The organism is Hahella sp. HN01, from assembly GCF_018986435.1.
GTDB lineage: Bacteria > Pseudomonadota > Gammaproteobacteria > Pseudomonadales > Oleiphilaceae > Hahella.
Window position 1 is genome coordinate 20947 of record NZ_JAHMIN010000012.1, and the last position, 15911, is coordinate 36857.

Consider the following 15911-nt stretch of genomic DNA (forward strand, 5'->3'; position numbering starts at 1 on the left):
GACCTTCCCTGAATATCGATTATCCTTAACGACTTCGGCGCCGCAGGAAGCATTAAAATTCTAGCCCCATAAGCCCTGTTGCGATACCCGCCGGACATAAAAATTTTATAAAGAAATTAACCCTACAAAAAAGGCCGCCCCGAAGGACGGCCTTAATCTAGTTCAGTATGCCGATAGCGTCATCGCCATGGCGCACGTCAGGCAGGCTTACTTGAAAGTAATGCCCCACTTGTCGATGTTGCCGGTGTCGCGGTTGGCTCTGTCACGTACTTTCAGATTCCAGGTTCCTGCGGAATCCTTCGCCCCCACGTCAACGGTGTAGGTCTGGTCGATGTCGTCTGTAGAACCGCCAGTGCGGTTGTGCAGGTTATAGACTGTTCCATCCGGATGCACCAGATCCACGATCAAGTCGCCGATATAGGTGTGCTTGATCTTCACCGCTACGCTCACGGAGCCGGAAGCGCCGCTGCGAGTCACATCAATCGGGCTGCTGACGCCAGTGGCGTTATTGTCCGGGATGCTGACGTCGGTGTCATTCTCATAAGCGTCTGGATCTGTCGGCGGCTCGCCGCCATCGCCGAGGGACACGGTGTAGTCTTCCACTTCCCCATAATTGAAGGTTCCACATGGAGTTGGAGCCGCGTTATAACGCATCGCCACACGCATGGTGGTCTTCTCAAAGGACGCGCTAGCCGGAATGGTCAACGTGCCGCTGGCGGGCGAAGAAGAGGCTGATCCGGAGTCGAAGACTTCCTCACCAGCGTCGTCAAAGTCGCCGTCGCCGTTCAGGTCGACCCAAGCCTTGAAGTACTCTTTGTAAGACTGACCGGAGAATGCGGGCGTAAAGGTAACACTGTTGCCGCCTTTCACCAGGGATACTACTTCGCCGCCCTGGGCTTCAGTAAAGTCGCTGTATTTGGACGCTCCGGAAGACTTCAGGAAGCCGCCGACCTGTACCCCGGAAATCCACTCGTCATTCGAGCTGTTGCTGGCTGCATCGCAGTATTCCGCAGGCGGAATGGTCGGATCGCTGTCGATAACCAGGAACACGGCGCTGACCGCACCCCAGGCGCCGCTGGCGTCTTTGCCGCGCACATAAACGATGTGCTTGCCTTCACTCATGCCGGTAGTGTCGATCACGCCGGTGACGCCTTCCGTCTTCGAGTTGTATGAACCGTCGGAAGCGGACAACGCGATGGCCTGAGCGCCGTTGGCCCAGGGCGGCGTATCCAGATAGTATTCCGCCGCCGTCAGGTTCTGAGTGGACTCAGTTCCGTTGCTGTTGTTGAAGCGCGTGTCCGTAACGGATGCTGTCAAGGTCACCTGCGTACCCGGCTCCACACCGCCGCTGGAAGCGCCGCCGCTCAGCGCCAGACTGGTGACGTCTGGACCCGCTGGCGTGACATAAGGCGCGCGCACGACTTTCGCCGCGTAGATCAATGCGTTCAGGTTGTCCGGCTTGATCTTGCTCTCGTAGGTGCTGCAGCTCTGGAAGAACGATGTGCCCAGCTCGAATGTGTAAGCCGCTACGCCGAGTTCGCCGTAACTGACGCCATCACTGGTGCCGTCGGTGGGATAAAGACCGATGGACTGCTGCGGCGAGTAGCCGTTGAAGAAAGCGAACTTACGACCCAATGTCTGCAACGCTGTGCCGTTAGGCGCCGCCTGATTGGTGTCGCCCCATGGCCACAACACCAGTTCGCTGTAGCTGTGAATATCCAGGTGGATACCGCTGGTGTCGCTGGGCGCCGGGTCGTTTTTGCCTGGACCGCGACGATCCGGCCACAGACTGCGCACATATCCTTCCAACGCTTGAATTTCCGGTTCAGAGCCAGCACTGGGGCCGCGATAGGTTTCATTACACTGACTGCCGCTGGAGCCTTCGCCATTGGTGCTGTTCCAGCCGAAAGTGAAGTTGCGGTTCAAGTCCGCGCCGCGACTGTTGCTGGTGGAACCGCAGTAATTGCGGTTGGCGTTCTTTCTCCAGGACAAACCGGTTTCCGCTTTCTTACGTCCGTCCGGGTTAGTGTGCAACATCAGGTGCACTTCATGGTTGTCCATGATCCAGGTGGCGTCTGCGTTGGTTCCATAACCATTGACCAGCCAGCGCGCAAACTCCAGAGCCAAAGGCGCAGTGGTGTATTCACGGGCGTGAATGGCGCTGTTGATGAACAGCTTGGGTTTGTCGCCGCCGGTATTTTTGTTGGTCAGTTTCAGGACGCGCATATCGAAGCCGCCAATCCCCTGTTTCTTCTCCCAGGAGTCGCCAACGTCGATCCATTCCGCCAGCTCTGGATGGCTGCTGGCGAACCCTTCCGCCGCAGCGAAGGTTTCTTCTACCGTTTCATAGCAGGGGTAACCGGGAATACCCGCCAGCATGGCTTCTGAGCTTGCTACCGAGCCGTTGACCGACTGCGCGGAGAAAACGCCAAGACTGCTCAAACCCTGCATTTGGGTCAGAATGGAATTGCGCTGTTCAATAAAATCCGTCGCCGTTTCGAAGGTGAAGCCGAATTGCTCCAGCTTTTTCATTTCCTCCGGCTGCAACTGCATGACCAGATAGCCGTCGTCGTAGTGGGACTCCAGCATCTGGGCGTGAAAACTGATCGCCGCTTTGCGAGCGATATCCTGATTAGGGAAATAGGCTTTATAAATGTTATCCGACGCTTTTTCCTGTTCGAGTAGTTGATAGGCGTCGTGGGCGTGTCCAGGGGCGGCCAGCGCGGAACAACTTACCAAAGCGCCCGCCATGAGAGTGGCCACAGATAAGCCGCTAGCTTTCTTTTTCATTGTTATTTCTCCTTGGAATCCAGGTTCCCGGTGATTTATTTTTCCCTTGTAGGGAGATCGATTTGATTATTATCAGCGCCCGGGTATGGGCGGCGCGGTCCGTTACTGCAATCGACGTTCCACTGAGGCTGTTAAAACGCATAATGTGACAAAATCTATTCAGGCTGAAAGTGGCCTTAGAGATTAAGCCTATTTCCCAATCATCAAATTTGAACAGCGTTAAACAGCCTCGATTAACGTAGAAGCTAAGCTGTTTAGTGTCAATCCAGAAAGGTTGCGCTACTGCTTATTCCTGACAAATATAAGTACAATCCGCAATATCAAAGGCGGTATCGAGACGAGAAAACTCTGTCTTGCACTCTCTAAAACACGCAGGGAAAACTCGCCAAAAAGGGGCGCTTTATGCGACATATCACACCATTTTGCCGTAAATTAGGGCATTTTTTAGCGCCGTTCGCCGCAACGGCCATTCTTTCAGGCTGCGCACAGGCCTCTCCCGCCAATACAGGTAAACCCTTACCTGGACTTGAGGCGCAGGCCCCTGACGTTTATCGGGAACTGCGCGAAGTCAAAGGCCACTTCAACGGCGGTCAATGGAATGAGGATGTGGATAAGTGGCAGGGCAAAAAGCATCAGGTCATGCAGGTGCTTGGCGCTAAAGTCGCGTCGGAGCGTCTTGACGCCACTCGCACCCGAGAGCTGATGGGAGGGCCCGACCGCACACTCAAGCCGGGAGATCAGCATTTCGACACAGTGGTTCGCATGACTGAATGGAAAGGCAAGCCGCAAGGTTCACTATGGGTCTATGATTGGCGCGGCGCCCATGACCAGCTGGTATTCGCCTTCGATGGCGAAACCTTAACGGCCTCAGGCTGGCTATATAGTTGGGAATAATCAATCAGCGCCAATTCCCAGAGGCGTCCGCTAACGCTGAAAACGCACTGTCGCAAATCACGGACGCTTAAGCTTATGATTTATAAGGATTCTTATCTTCACCCACAACCAAGCGTCGCAAAACGGGGACGTTTCAGCACAACGTTCTCGACCGCCCCTTCCCCAGAAAGCCTCCAATCATTTGATTTATAATGATTTTCATTTTCTGGCGCCGAATTTGGAATCTCTACAGTGAGCGCTAAAGCGCATTAGGAACCGCATCGGCAGGGATTACTACAGGAGTACGAAGGCCAACATTGGATAAGGACAATGTTCATTGCGGACAACTTAAAGATTTCAAAGGATCACAGAGAGGTGATTAACATGAACAAACTGAGCGCACTTGCACTGTCATCATTTTTGGCCGTTTCCGCCGCCTATGCAGAAGGCGATTTGGGAGCCTCCGAAAAAATGCCGTCCGAGCAACAATTCTCAGCTCTGGATGCTAACCAGGATGGCGTGCTTGATGAATCTGAAGCCAGCAGCAACACTGAGCTGACTAACAACTGGGCGTCTGTCGACATCGACAAAGACGGCGTTATCAGCCCACAGGAATATTCCATCTACACTGGTGAAGCCACCGCTTCAGGTTCTGCAAACGAAGAGCAAATCCTGGATGAGCCGGTAACTGAATAAGTTACCTTAATCTTAGCTGAGAGATGGCTTTTATTACCTAAATCTGCAGGTCTCGCCTGCAGATTTAGGCTTGGGTCCAGCCGCCGATGCGGCGGGCCGTTTTAGCAGAGCGCGACATCCGTCAGCGCTGTCAGATATCAACGACAACGTCTCCGCTTCTGTGTAAGCGCCCTTCTTTGTCCAGTTGGTAGACTTCAAAATCCCGCGCCAAAAACAGACTCCCCGAATACGCTGACGCGGCTTCCCGCTCAATATCGAGAATTGAGGCGCTTTTGTCATCCGCCTTATCCAGATAGCGGGGGCTGAAATGCGTAAGAATCAGATTAGGCGCCGCCACAGACTCAGCAAATTGCGCTACCGCCAGCGCGCAACTGTGCTGCGGGCCCAGTCCGACCTTTTCCGCCACGTCACGGGTATAAGTCGCTTCATGCACCAACGCTTGAGCGCCAACGCACGCTTCCCTCAGCAAATCCGGCTGGTCATTATCGCCGCCAATAACCATGCGTCTTGGCGCTCGCGCACTCAGCAGATAGTCCGCGCCATGGATCACGGCGCCATTATCCAGGGTCACGCTCTCGCCTTTTTGCAGGCGTCCCCAGATGGGACCCGGAGGTACGCCGTCCGCTTGCAGCCTCGCCACATCCAGCTTCGCCTCCACATGCCTTTCAGTAAATGAGTAGGCATAGGAAGGGACCCGATGAGAAAGCGCATGAGCGCGCAGTTGAAAGTCCGCATCAACGAAATCGCTATGCAACAAGGTTTCGACATCCACAAAACGCAACTCGTAGGTGAAGCGCAACTGCGTAGTCTCAATCACCGCCTGCAAAAACGTTTGCAGAGGCGCCGGACCAATCACTGTCAGGGGCTCGGTGCGCCCGCTCATACTGGCGCTGGCCAATAAACCCGGCAGGCCATAACAATGATCGCCATGCACGTGCGTAATGCATACACCACGCAGTTGCTTCAAAGTGTGTCGACAATGCAGCAAACGATGCTGCGTCCCCTCTCCGCAATCCACCAGCCACCAATCTTTGGTTTCGGCCATTTTGACGCAGGCCGCAGAGACATTGCGGCTTTTTGTCGGCACGCCGGAGGAGGTGCCGAGAAATGTAAGTTCCATAGGTTCAGGCGCTTTTCAAAGTCACTATTTTCTGACAATTACACGAAAAGTATTCACTAATAAAATCAATAAACAACCGCACTTTCTGGGGCAGATACTCACGACTTTGGTACACGCAGAAAATATCCAGATTCGGCGGCTGGTAGTCCTTCAATACCGTGACCAGACGTTTCTCACGCAGGGCTTCATTCACGATAAAACAAGGCAGTTGCACGATACCCTTGCCGCTCTCCGCCAGTTTGGCGAGGAAGATGCCGTTATTGGACTTAAACCGCCCGCGAACATCCACGTAGCGCACCTTATCATTCTCCCAGAAACTCCATGAGTTGCGCCGGGCCAGCGAGAACCCCATACATTCATGGGTTCTCAGGTCATCTGGCGTTTCCGGCAAGCCGTTTACTTTCAGGTATTCCGGGGAAGCGCAGGTGACCAGCGCGGTGCCGCCGATACGGCGTGCAATCAGGCCCGGTTCCAGCTCGTGAGCGATGCGGATGGACAGGTCGAACGCCTCTTCCACCAAGTCCACGCGGCGGTCCGCCAGCTCCATATCCACTTCAATGCTGGGATAAGTGGTCATGAACTCTGCGATGACCGGCTCCAGATGCAATAAAGAAAACGCCATCGGCGCGCTCAGTCGCAAAACGCCTTTGGGGCATTGGGTTTGTTGGGAAAGATCGGATTCCGCTTCATCCAGCAGGGAGAACACATTGCGGCAGGCTTCCAGGAAGCGCTCTCCAGATTCCGTCAGACTCAGCCGACGCGTCGTGCGATGCAACAGCTTGGCGCCCAGACTATCTTCCAGCCCTGACACCAGCCGTGTCAGCACGGGTCGAGACAAATCAAGAATGTCCGCCGCTTTCGCGAAGCTGCCATGATCGACGGTGGCGACGAACGCACGCATTGCCTGAATTCTATCCATCCGGATTTCCCCCTTAGTATTGTTTCGTTATTAGAAACAATTAATTTCAGAAAGGCATGTTTATTCCCAATCATGGTATCTATAAAGTAGCCACCACACAACGATTGAAATCAAAACCTAGAGGAAAATTTCAAATGAAAACTTCAAAACTTTTTTCAGTAGTAGCTGCTTTATCTCTTTCCGCAATGGCTGGCGTAGCAAGCGCTGAATCCCTGGCGGACCGTCGCGCTGAAAGCGTTCAGGACGTGCCTACCCCTAACGCTCACTACAGCGGAAACTACCGCTTTGAGCAAGGCAAGCGCATCCCAGTAGCTAAGTCTGCAGATGACAAGAAAGTGGTCGACGGTCAGTACACCGGTACAGTGAAGTACATCCGCGGTGAAGTAGTCGAAGAGTCTTGAGAAGCGCAAGGATAAAGACGTCGGCGGCTAACCGCCATCACGGATGACGCGTATGACCGCCTCACAGCGGCAAGGCAAGGAGCGAAATCAGGGCGAGGACCGACTCAAAAACGGGCTCCCGTCCCTGAACCGCCGGCAGCGATATTCCTTCTCTCCCAACAGGAATATCGCGTCTTTTCCCCTCTCGACGCTTTTACGCGCTTGAAGTCCCGCCCCTATTACATCCACTAAACCAGTAAATTGAAGCTCAGGACGACTCGTCCGAGCCAACGATCTCCGCATAGGCTTTTCGCGTCGCGTCTTCAACCTGGCCGTCAAAACAAGCGAAAATCACCTGCTCAATCTGGGAGTTGTGCTGTAGCCCTGCCATCACCTCCCTCATTGCAATTTGGCAAGCCCTGTCGATGGGAAAGCGATATACGCCGCAACTGATGGCGGGAAACGCCATAGAGGTGACGGCATATTGCTGCGCCAGGCGGAAGCACTCCCGATAACAGGACGCCAGCTGTGCGTCTTCATTGGCGTCGCCGCCGCGCCAGACCGGTCCGACAGCATGAAACACCCATTGCGCAGGCAGGTTGTATGCTTTAGTGGCTTTGGCGTATCCCGTTTCGCAGCGCCCCAAAGTGCGACACGCCTGCAAAAGCTGCGGCCCCGCCGCGCGATGAATGGCGCCATCCACCCCACCGCCGCCGCATAGAGCGCTATTCGCCGCATTGACTATAGCGTCAACCTGCAAACGGGTGATGTCTCCACGAATAATATCGATTCTGTCCTGCAACATGGTTTTCGTCTCCCTTTGCTGACAGTCTATTGGTTTCGCTAGACGAGGTCAGACTGATCGATCCGCATCCTGCGGAAATTCATCGACAAAATTCAACTCTACGCCCAAGCCGGAAGGGTCGCGCAGAAAGATCTGCGTTTGTCCCAGCCCGGGAACAACCTCAACCGAATGGCTCAGGCCATGTTCCGCGAGCCGCCGCAAGGTCTCCGGCAAACCGCGACAACGCAGCGCCACATGATCCAGATGGCCTGTCGCCACACTGTCGCAGCTAGCCGCTTCCGAGACTGTCAGATGCAGAATCGGCGCTTCGCCCGCATACAACCAGAAACCTTGACGCCGAAACCCGGAGGGGCGCGGCCCTTGTCGCAGCGCCAGCACATGCAGATAAAAATCGCGCACGTTCTCCAAAAGGGCCAGCGGCGCCGTAATGTTGATATGATCCAGTCCTGTTACTTCCATCAGATATCCTTAATTTTATTTAGTGAATGCGAGGCGTCGTCCTTCGTCGCTGCTTTGCTGCGCCAGTTCGATGATGCGGATAACCTGCATCGCCTGTTCCGGTGGTACGGGGTTATCGGCTTCGCCGCGAATCGCCATCGCCAGTTGCCGGTAAAAAAGCTTGTAATCCCCGGCTTGAGTAGCCTGCGCCTGAGCGCCTTCCGCATCCGTCACCATGCCATGACAGTGCTCCGGCTCTAGCCCCCAATTGGCGCTGTCTGGAACCTGCCCGTCGCGCAGTGCGTCTTCCTGCGGGTCCAGCCCGTGCTTGATATAGCTGGCGCGGTCGCCATGCAGCTGAAAGCGAGGTCCAGGCTGGGCGGTCAAGGCGCTGCCGTGCAGAATCACCTGCAGCGGCGCGTAATCCAGCACGACATGAAAATAGTCCACCGCTTCCGAACCCGGACGCTGTTTCAGAGCTTGCGCTGTAACCGCTTTGGGGGGACCGAACAGGCACAGCGCCTGATCGATCAAGTGGGAGCCCAGATCATACAGCGAGCCGCTGCCCGCTCCTGGCTTCTCGCGCCAGCGGTCACGCACCTGGGGACGAAAACGGTCAAAATGGCTTTCAAAATGGTAGAGGTCGCCCAGCCTGCCGCTGTCCAATAACGACTTGACCGTCAAAAAGTCTCCATCCCAGCGGCGATTGTGATAAACACTGAGCACAAGATTACGCTGCGCCGCCAGCTCACATAAAGCCCTGGCCTGCTCGGACTCGGGCGTAAAAGGCTTCTCCACCAGGACATGCACGCCCGCCTCCAGCGCTTGTCGCGCCAGCGGATAATGCTCAACATTAGGCGCGGTGATGACGACCAACTCAATATCCTGTTGCAGCAGTTCCGTCATAGTGCGGCAATGCGCGACTTCAGGCGCCAAGGATTGCGCCAGCTCTTCACGCTGGGTCAATACAGCGCTGACTTCAAATTCAGGGAGGGTTTTAAGAAACGGAAGGTGAAAGGTCTGGCCGGAAAATCCCAGGCCAATCAAGGCGGTTCGTACCGGACGCATTGTCCTCTCCATCTACATCGGCTAAAACCGCTTTATACTGCAGGCGACAGTCCTTTGTCACCTTAACGCAGAGTAACGGGCCGCTCGCAGCGGCGCATCAAGTGCGGAAACGTCCCACCAGCGTCTTCAGGCCGCCGGCCATATTTTCCAGCTCGCGGGCCGCAGTCGCCACATCCTGCACCGCACGATTATTGGTTTCCGTCATGGTGGCGATCTGCTCCACGTTGCGCGCGACATCAGTACTGGCCTGGGCCTGTTCACGCAGCATGAGAGATATATCACTGAACACGTCCATGACCTGCTTGGCGCTATTGCGAATGCCATGAATGGAGCTTCCGGCCTGTCCGGCCAATGTGGCGCCCTGCTCCACTTGCTCTACGCCGCGACTCATGGTTTCCACCGCATCCAGCGAGCCTTCCTGAATCTTGGCGATAGTGGAGGTAATCTCCCGCGCCGACTCAGTCGTGCGCGCCGCCAGACTGCGCACCTCGTCCGCCACGACGGCGAAGCCGCGCCCTTGCTCTCCCGCCCGAGCCGCCTCAATGGCCGCATTCAACGCCAGCAGATTGGTCTGCCCGGCGATAGTCTCAATCACCATGATGATGGAAGAGATCTGCTCGGATAGTTCTCCCAGCGCCCCAATCGTTTCCGAAGACTCCTTCACAGTCGTAGAGATGCGCTGCATTTCTTCTCCCGCCCGCTCGATCACCACCGCGCCGTCTTCCGCCGTATGGAATGATTCCGATGAAAGGCGTTGCGCTTCGTCGGCGTTTTCCGACAGCCTGTCGATACTGACGGTCAGCTCTTCGATGGTTGAAGCCATAGAGGAAGCCGCCTGACTTTGCTGTGTGGAGCCTGCCGCCACTTGTTTGCTGGCGTCAGAGAGTTGGTACGAGGCTGAAGCCAAGTCGGTCGCAGTGGAGGCGATATCTTTAACAATGTCGCGCATATGCCGGTGCATGGTGTTAAGCGCCTCTTGCAGCCTGCCCGCCTCATCCTCGCGATTGACCTCGATATCGCGGGAGTAGTCGCCATGCGCCATTTCCTCCATCCAGAACACGGCCTCTTCAAGCGGTTTGCCGACCATACGCTTGGTGGCGAACCAGATGACGATGGACAGAATCACCACAATCAAGACAGCGGTTACGATCATCACGTTCAACAACCAGTCGCTGGTGGCGGAGATCTCGTCCATGGGCATGGCGGCGGCGACTACCCAGCGTAGCTCTGGCGCCTCCTGGAAAAACGCCAGATAGCTGCGCTGTACGCCATTGGCGTCCTGGGCTGTGAAAGTGACTTCCCCATTATGCTTTTGCAACATGGCGGTAACCGCCTGCCCAAGTCCGTCCTGTCCCACTACGTTTTTGCCTTCCAGCGAAGGATGCAGCAGGAAGGTCCCACGGGCTTCACCCTTATCGGCGTTGACCACGAAGAGCAGCCCTTCCTCTCCAATTTGCTGAGAACCGAGTTGACGTTTCAGGTTGGCCAGGGAGCTGGAGAACTCAATGCCGATATAACGAATGCCGACCACATCGCCGCGACTGTTCTTGATCGGCGTATAGTTGGTAATAAAATCGCGCCCGAACAGCGTGACTTTGCCGGTGTAGGCCTCGCCACTCAGATTCTTTTCATAGGCAGGAGAAGAATGACTCAGTAGTGTGCCGACAGCGCGAGAACCGTCTTCCTTTTTCACTGAAGTCACCAGGCGCACAAAATCATCGTCACGCCGCACAAAGATCGTCGCATTGCCGCCGGTGGCGCTGGCGAAATTATCTACCGCCGTATAATTTCCCGCTAACGGGGTGTCGCCGGAGTACATCTGAAAGACGCTTTGTCCCGCGACATCCACTTTTTCCCCTGCGCTGGTGCTGAACTCACCGGGGAATGTGAGGCCAAATACTTCCGACAGGCGCACCGCCTCGTTATCCAGCTCTTCACTGTACGCCTTGGCCGCCATGTGAGCGGCGCCGACCAAGTGCTGTAAGTCCGACCGGGTGAGTTGGGTGACGGATTTGTCAACCGAACGAATCAGGAAAAAGGAAGCCACACCTAGCACCACCGCAATGCATAAAGCCACCACGCTGGAAAGGCGTACTGCTATAGACCGTCTGAACATGGCGTCCACCTCGAATTTTCTCAGGCGTATTCATCAGGCTGTCCGCAGGTCCTTCTGCTTTGGCAGATCAGAATCCAGCGGGACACGCTTGGGTTCGGAAGGGATACTATTTACTTACTACTATTTATGCGGTGTGAATTCCTTTTATGGGGAATTGACCGTCTTGTCCTTATAACGTCATTCATTCTGCAGAGACGCCTCGTTTTGTGACGCCTATCACAATTTATAGAGGCAAAGCGGAAAATTTTCGAGTTATTTTCTGTTACCTAATACGCCGCTTCGGTTTCCTTTCTCAGGCATTTGGTAGCAGCCGCTTAAAGAAGCAGACTGACAAATCCGACTCCCGATATTTCCCATAAGGCTCGGCAATGACGTACCCATGTTTACGATAGAAGGAGACCGCCCGATCATTGATTTTACGCGTGGAAAGACAAATTTCACGGTAGCCCAGCTCCCTCGCGCGCCGCTCCAAAGCCAGCAGCACAGCGAGTCCGCCTCCAGGGCGCCGGGAGTACATGCGCTTAATTTCCGCACAGTCATCCTGTAGTGGTCGCAGCGCGCCACAGGCGACTGGCGCGCCATTTTGCAACAGCACCACAAACGCGGAGTTCGGCGTTTCCGCATCGGCTTCCGAGAAGGACGAACGTCCGTCATCGCCAGTCAGATTACACAACACCTGCGACAGCTCCTCCACCAATGTCGCCGCCATAGGATCTCGCGGCGAACAAAAAAGAATTTCTTCAACAGCCGTCATCAACGCTCCCTGATTTTCCCAATGACATAAAAGAAAACGAGCGTAGCACACCTTCGTCTACGCTCGTTGTTCCTTTTGTTCCACTATGACTGGTGATTCCTAAAGGTTAGGTTTTAGCAGGAAACGTTCTAACGCTGATAGGTCGCTTCGATCGCCGCACTATCCAGCATATTGGCGTGAATATAGTAGCCCACCAGGGCGTTGGAGCTATCGGCAGGCAAATCAATCTTTTCCACGCCTAACGCATATACCTTGAACTGATAGCGATGGGGCTTATCGCCAGCAGGAGGACAGGCGCCGCCGAATGCAGCGGAGCCATAATCCGTCTCAATCTGCTGCGCCCCTTTGGGAAGAGCGGTTGAGTTCTCCACGCCAGCATTGCGCTCCAGCTTATTACTATCGGCGGGTACGTTGATCACTTGCCAATGCCACCAGCCGCTGCCAGTGGGCGCATCTGGATCATAGGCGGTGATGGCGAAGCTCTTGGTTCCCTCTGGCGCTCCCCGCCACTCCAACTCCGGCGACTGATTTCCTCCATCGCAACCAAATCCTTTATATTCCTGCTGCTTCGATAGCTTGCCGCCGTCCTTCACTTCCGGGCTGGTCAGGGTCATCTCCGCATGTGACATGCTGGCCGCCAAAAGCCCCAATAATGCCGCCGTCGTCGTTTTCATGGCCGTCTCCTTATTAGTCAGACTGAGTTAAATAACAGGCTTTCAATCTACCCAAAAGAGCCCGCCGGCGTTCGCCTGAAAACGTCAAAAGTTCGCCTGATGCGTTCAGTTTTGTTTTTGCATGCTTGTGTGACCAGCAGTTACGTTTTATTGAAATTCGCCCCTCCGCCGCTTCAAGCGATCAACTCTTTATCGCTCAGAATATGCGCCCATCGCCTTTAGCGTCAGGAGGTTTCAGATCCTCACAGCAACATCGCACTCTTAGGCCTCTCACACAATTCGTTGCATTTGGCGCCGCAAACACATTGTTTTCTCACAGCAATAACGCATCACTACAGGGGCGTCGCAATTCGTTACGGTTTTCAAATTGTCGGCGCGCCGGATATTACGGACAGTAGCCTTACCTCCACGGAGGTTCTAACGCTTCATTGACGCGCCCGAGGACCCAGTTTCGGTGCGACGCAATGTTCTCAATACAGTCAAAAGGAGATGGATCATGACTGAACAGACCGTATATGAAGTGGTTGATCATGGAAAAATGGATGCGCTGAGAAAAAGACATGCCTGGCTGGTGGAGCCCATCTACCGCGCCAGCGACCATATCACCCGGCTGCCTTTCTTTACTTGGGTAAGAAACCTCAATGACGCCAGGCAGTTCAAACCTGTGGCGGAGCAACTGTACTACCATTCCGCGACTTTTCCCAAAGTGCTCGGACTAATGCTCGGTATGACGTCGCTACGCAACAATCCTATGATGCCGTTTTACGCCAAACATGCTTTCGGCGAGGCGGATCATCACATGCTGTTGCGCGATTGGATGTTGCAGCATGGGCTTATTCGCAACGCGTCGGAGCTGGATAACGTCATCACCAGTCTATACACCAACGCCTGCGTCAATATGGCCTATCAGTTGGCGATTGAGCAGGATCAGGAGAAGTGGCTTGTCGCCATCAATAGCGGCATCGAGCGCTGCTCCAATGACTTCTTCAAGGTCGTGGCGCCTAAGATGTACGAGCTGAACGCCGGCCATTGTTACTTCGATATCCATGTGGAAGCGGACGAGCACCACTCCATTATGGGCCTGGAGTATCTGACGTCATTTCCAGAAGACTGCGATCCCGCCGACTCTCATCGCGCGAAAGTGCTGCTGCGTAAGGCGCTGGAAGGCGTCTCACTGTGGGGAGCGATGCTGCATTCGTGGATAGGCGTGGACTACCTGCCCCGTTTCGATGACGAGGGAGAGTTGATCAATCCGCCAGGATCGCAATTCAGACTGCAATAGCAGGCAGCACGGAGCTTTAATTTTAAATCGGAACAGAGGCATTCAGGTCAGGAGGAATTATCTGAACCGCCAGGAAGGCCGGGGGCACAAGGAGCCGCCCCCAAAGCTCGCAAAAGACTTACCGCTGTTGTCTTGTTAGTCCTAACCGACGACCGCACTTAATCTCTTCGCCAGAGCATGGATATTCTCTATTCCCAACTCCATCTTCTTGCGTGCGGAGGAATTTGCGGAATGCACCCGAATCAACGGCGGATTGAAACCCCGCGTAGCCACCGCTTCCTCAATCCAGAGCACAACGTCATAGCCGGTTCCCCGCTCATCGTCGCCAAGATCGTGATCCAGACTGATCTCCACCACCGCGCCCGTCTCCAGTAGCGCAATGGCTTCATCCGGCCAATAGACCCGAGTCCAGCCCGACGGTGTTGGACGCTCATCGTCCAGATAAACTTTATAAACTTCGCTCACGTCAAAATGCCCTCTCCTAATTCCTCCAGCCGGGTTTGCCTCAGCTCACTCGGCGTCATGCCAAATCGCTGCTTAAAACGCTCAGTGAAACGAGATTGCGACTGATATCCGCATTGATCCGCAATATGGGCGATCGGCAGCAGCGTGGTTTGCGCCAGATGCAATCCCATCCCCAAACGTACGGACTCCAGCAAATCACGGAAACCGGCGTTCTCCGATTGCAGGCGACGACGTAAAGTGGATTCGCTCACCGCCAGCGAGCGGCTGATCTCCAATAAACTCCAGTCTTTCGCCGGCTCCTGTATTAGAATCTCACTCACCTTACGACGCCAGGACGCCCCGCTACGACTTTTCAACAAAGACCCGTAGCCCTTGGCGTACAGCAAATGCGCCAGCTCCTTGCGCCGCAACGCCCACAACTCCGGCGGACTGATGTCAATCCAGTTAATCCACTGATTGAGAAATTCCGCCAGCGTCCGGTCCACTTTGGCGATGGCCGCGCCGTCTCTGTCCGGGGACGCGGAAACGGGGATCGCTTCCAGATCGGATGCGCAGAAGCCAATCACTACAGCGATATACTCCCCTTCCGGCAGGTTCATGAATTGCAGCTCAATACCCGCCGGAGCCAAAATGAATTCGCCCGACCGACACGCCAACTCCGGCTGCAAGCTCAACACCTTGGCGCCGCGCAGTACGATGATGAGACAAGGATCAATGAACGGCACGCCGTGCAGGTTCTGCGGCTGCAGACACCGATAGACGCTGAAAGGCAGCGCGACGGATTCTTTTTCCTCACGCTGCATCAGGCGAATCAACTTTGGCCGCATGGTTTCCAGCAACACCTTCGTCTCCCGTTGTGGTCAGTTGTGATCAGTTGTGATAAACAGTTTTTTCCGCCAGTCAGTTAAATGCGAAATTCAGTCCTGTCAGGCGACGCGCGCTCGCCCGTTTCTATCATTACATTTAATCCCGTTTGTCGCCTATCAAAAGCACGTCAATCCATTGCGTATTCCTATCGGTATATCTACGAGGCAAAACTGTCGGATAGGATAATGAAGAATAAAACTTAACTTAATGCAGCCTGCGAGCCAGTTAGCCCACCGCCATCCACTCTCCTGCCGTGGAATCGCCCGTCAGACAAGAATCCGCGCCCGATGTGGCGCTTAACAAATCATGAACTATCATTACAATAAGCTCACAAACATTACATCAAAGTGTTATAAAATTGCGCCTTTCATATAACAAATCGGGCGCGCGGACCAAACCGGCAATCAGCCGTATGCCGACGCAGAGCCCAAAGACTTGCCACAGACAAGTCGTCCAAAAAAATGTAGTAATCCATCTGACAGAATCTTCCGTCTATAAAGGGTTTTTTTACGGACGAATTCCCGGAATTGATTTCCGGAGTTTGCGTGTGGGTTATTGTCGGTAGCAGCAGGCTTGGAGTCGCTCGCAGCCGGAACAATCACAAACCTGGTTAATAAGGCCGGCGCACGGGATGCATCCGGGCGCCAACGAAGCGTTTTTAAGT

At 54.7% G+C, this 15911-nt stretch carries 15 protein-coding genes; 4 read left to right on the top strand and 11 right to left on the bottom strand.

Features of this window, described 5'->3' with window-relative positions:
- Positions 1–207: 207 nt before the first annotated feature.
- Complete coding sequence (locus tag KP814_RS13160; RefSeq protein ID WP_216737207.1) at positions 208–2790, bottom strand: M14 family zinc carboxypeptidase; 2583 nt, start codon at positions 2788–2790, stop codon at positions 208–210.
- A 402-nt stretch (positions 2791–3192) separates the two neighbouring features.
- On the opposite strand from KP814_RS13160, the gene KP814_RS13165 reads away from it, so the two are divergent.
- The gene (locus KP814_RS13165) at positions 3193–3684 is read left to right on the top strand and encodes a hypothetical protein (protein ID WP_216737208.1); all 492 of its coding nucleotides are present in this window, start codon (positions 3193–3195) and stop codon (positions 3682–3684) included.
- A 363-nt stretch (positions 3685–4047) separates the two neighbouring features.
- Positions 4048–4359, top strand: coding sequence for a hypothetical protein (locus KP814_RS13170; RefSeq protein ID WP_216737209.1), 312 nt, complete (start codon positions 4048–4050; stop codon positions 4357–4359).
- A gap of 130 nt (positions 4360–4489) precedes the next feature.
- On the opposite strand, the gene KP814_RS13175 is transcribed toward KP814_RS13170, so the two are convergent.
- Both KP814_RS13175 and KP814_RS13180 read right to left on the bottom strand, forming a co-directional pair.
- Positions 4490–5479 (bottom strand): ribonuclease Z, encoded by a 990-nt coding sequence (locus KP814_RS13175; protein WP_216737210.1) that lies wholly within the window; start codon positions 5477–5479, stop codon positions 4490–4492.
- A 4-nt stretch (positions 5480–5483) separates the two neighbouring features.
- Positions 5484–6398: a LysR family transcriptional regulator gene (locus tag KP814_RS13180; protein ID WP_216737211.1), complete on the bottom strand. Its 915-nt coding sequence runs from the start codon at positions 6396–6398 to the stop codon at positions 5484–5486.
- 134 nt (positions 6399–6532) lie between these two features.
- Between KP814_RS13180 and KP814_RS13185 the strand changes: the two genes are divergently transcribed.
- Complete coding sequence (locus tag KP814_RS13185) at positions 6533–6799, top strand: hypothetical protein (RefSeq protein ID WP_216737212.1); 267 nt, start codon at positions 6533–6535, stop codon at positions 6797–6799.
- Between the two features lie 247 nt (positions 6800–7046).
- Here the strand turns inward: KP814_RS13185 and KP814_RS13190 are convergent, their stop codons facing one another.
- The 6 genes from KP814_RS13190 to KP814_RS13215 all read right to left on the bottom strand — a co-directional run bounded on the left by KP814_RS13190 (position 7047) and on the right by KP814_RS13215 (position 12633).
- Positions 7047–7583, bottom strand: a complete 537-nt coding sequence (locus KP814_RS13190; RefSeq protein WP_216737213.1) for an O-acetyl-ADP-ribose deacetylase — start codon at positions 7581–7583, stop codon at positions 7047–7049.
- A gap of 48 nt (positions 7584–7631) precedes the next feature.
- The gene (locus tag KP814_RS13195; RefSeq protein WP_216737214.1) at positions 7632–8042 is read right to left on the bottom strand and encodes a hypothetical protein; all 411 of its coding nucleotides are present in this window, start codon (positions 8040–8042) and stop codon (positions 7632–7634) included.
- A gap of 15 nt (positions 8043–8057) precedes the next feature.
- On the bottom strand, positions 8058–9089 hold the full coding sequence (locus KP814_RS13200; RefSeq protein WP_216737215.1) for an oxidoreductase: 1032 nt from the start codon (positions 9087–9089) through the stop codon (positions 8058–8060).
- A gap of 97 nt (positions 9090–9186) precedes the next feature.
- Positions 9187–11205 carry a methyl-accepting chemotaxis protein gene (locus tag KP814_RS13205; protein ID WP_216737216.1) on the bottom strand — a complete coding sequence of 673 codons (2019 nt, stop codon included), beginning with the start codon at positions 11203–11205 and terminating at the stop codon, positions 9187–9189.
- Positions 11206–11497: 292 nt separating this feature from the next.
- A complete protein-coding gene (locus tag KP814_RS13210; protein ID WP_216737217.1) occupies positions 11498–11959 on the bottom strand; it encodes a GNAT family N-acetyltransferase in 462 nt (153 codons plus the stop codon).
- A gap of 128 nt (positions 11960–12087) precedes the next feature.
- Entirely contained in the window at positions 12088–12633 is a 546-nt protein-coding gene (locus KP814_RS13215) for a YbhB/YbcL family Raf kinase inhibitor-like protein (RefSeq protein ID WP_216737218.1), read from the bottom strand.
- 496 nt (positions 12634–13129) lie between these two features.
- Between KP814_RS13215 and KP814_RS13220 the strand changes: the two genes are divergently transcribed.
- On the top strand, positions 13130–13915 hold the full coding sequence (locus KP814_RS13220; protein ID WP_216737219.1) for an iron-containing redox enzyme family protein: 786 nt from the start codon (positions 13130–13132) through the stop codon (positions 13913–13915).
- 141 nt (positions 13916–14056) lie between these two features.
- Here KP814_RS13220 and KP814_RS13225 read toward each other — a convergent pair whose 3' ends face one another.
- On the bottom strand, positions 14057–14380 hold the full coding sequence (locus tag KP814_RS13225; RefSeq protein WP_216737220.1) for a cyclic-phosphate processing receiver domain-containing protein: 324 nt from the start codon (positions 14378–14380) through the stop codon (positions 14057–14059).
- Entirely contained in the window at positions 14377–15222 is an 846-nt protein-coding gene (locus KP814_RS13230) for a helix-turn-helix transcriptional regulator (RefSeq protein ID WP_216737221.1), read from the bottom strand. The genes KP814_RS13225 and KP814_RS13230 overlap by 4 nt, the downstream gene beginning before the upstream one ends.
- Positions 15223–15911 lie beyond the last annotated feature (689 nt).

Bases quoted from the DNA above. Each gene is read 5' to 3' on its own strand.
- KP814_RS13160 (WP_216737207.1), bottom strand. From the start codon at position 2,790: ATGAAAAAGAAAGCTAGCGGCTTATCTGTGGCCACTCTCATGGCGGGC.
- KP814_RS13165 (WP_216737208.1), top strand. From the start codon at position 3,193: ATGCGACATATCACACCATTTTGCCGTAAATTAGGGCATTTTTTAGCG.
- KP814_RS13170 (WP_216737209.1), top strand. From the start codon at position 4,048: ATGAACAAACTGAGCGCACTTGCACTGTCATCATTTTTGGCCGTTTCC.
- KP814_RS13175 (WP_216737210.1), bottom strand. From the start codon at position 5,479: ATGGAACTTACATTTCTCGGCACCTCCTCCGGCGTGCCGACAAAAAGC.
- KP814_RS13180 (WP_216737211.1), bottom strand. From the start codon at position 6,398: ATGGATAGAATTCAGGCAATGCGTGCGTTCGTCGCCACCGTCGATCAT.
- KP814_RS13185 (WP_216737212.1), top strand. From the start codon at position 6,533: ATGAAAACTTCAAAACTTTTTTCAGTAGTAGCTGCTTTATCTCTTTCC.
- KP814_RS13190 (WP_216737213.1), bottom strand. From the start codon at position 7,583: ATGTTGCAGGACAGAATCGATATTATTCGTGGAGACATCACCCGTTTG.
- KP814_RS13195 (WP_216737214.1), bottom strand. From the start codon at position 8,042: ATGGAAGTAACAGGACTGGATCATATCAACATTACGGCGCCGCTGGCC.
- KP814_RS13200 (WP_216737215.1), bottom strand. From the start codon at position 9,089: ATGCGTCCGGTACGAACCGCCTTGATTGGCCTGGGATTTTCCGGCCAG.
- KP814_RS13205 (WP_216737216.1), bottom strand. From the start codon at position 11,205: ATGTTCAGACGGTCTATAGCAGTACGCCTTTCCAGCGTGGTGGCTTTA.
- KP814_RS13210 (WP_216737217.1), bottom strand. From the start codon at position 11,959: ATGACGGCTGTTGAAGAAATTCTTTTTTGTTCGCCGCGAGATCCTATG.
- KP814_RS13215 (WP_216737218.1), bottom strand. From the start codon at position 12,633: ATGAAAACGACGACGGCGGCATTATTGGGGCTTTTGGCGGCCAGCATG.
- KP814_RS13220 (WP_216737219.1), top strand. From the start codon at position 13,130: ATGACTGAACAGACCGTATATGAAGTGGTTGATCATGGAAAAATGGAT.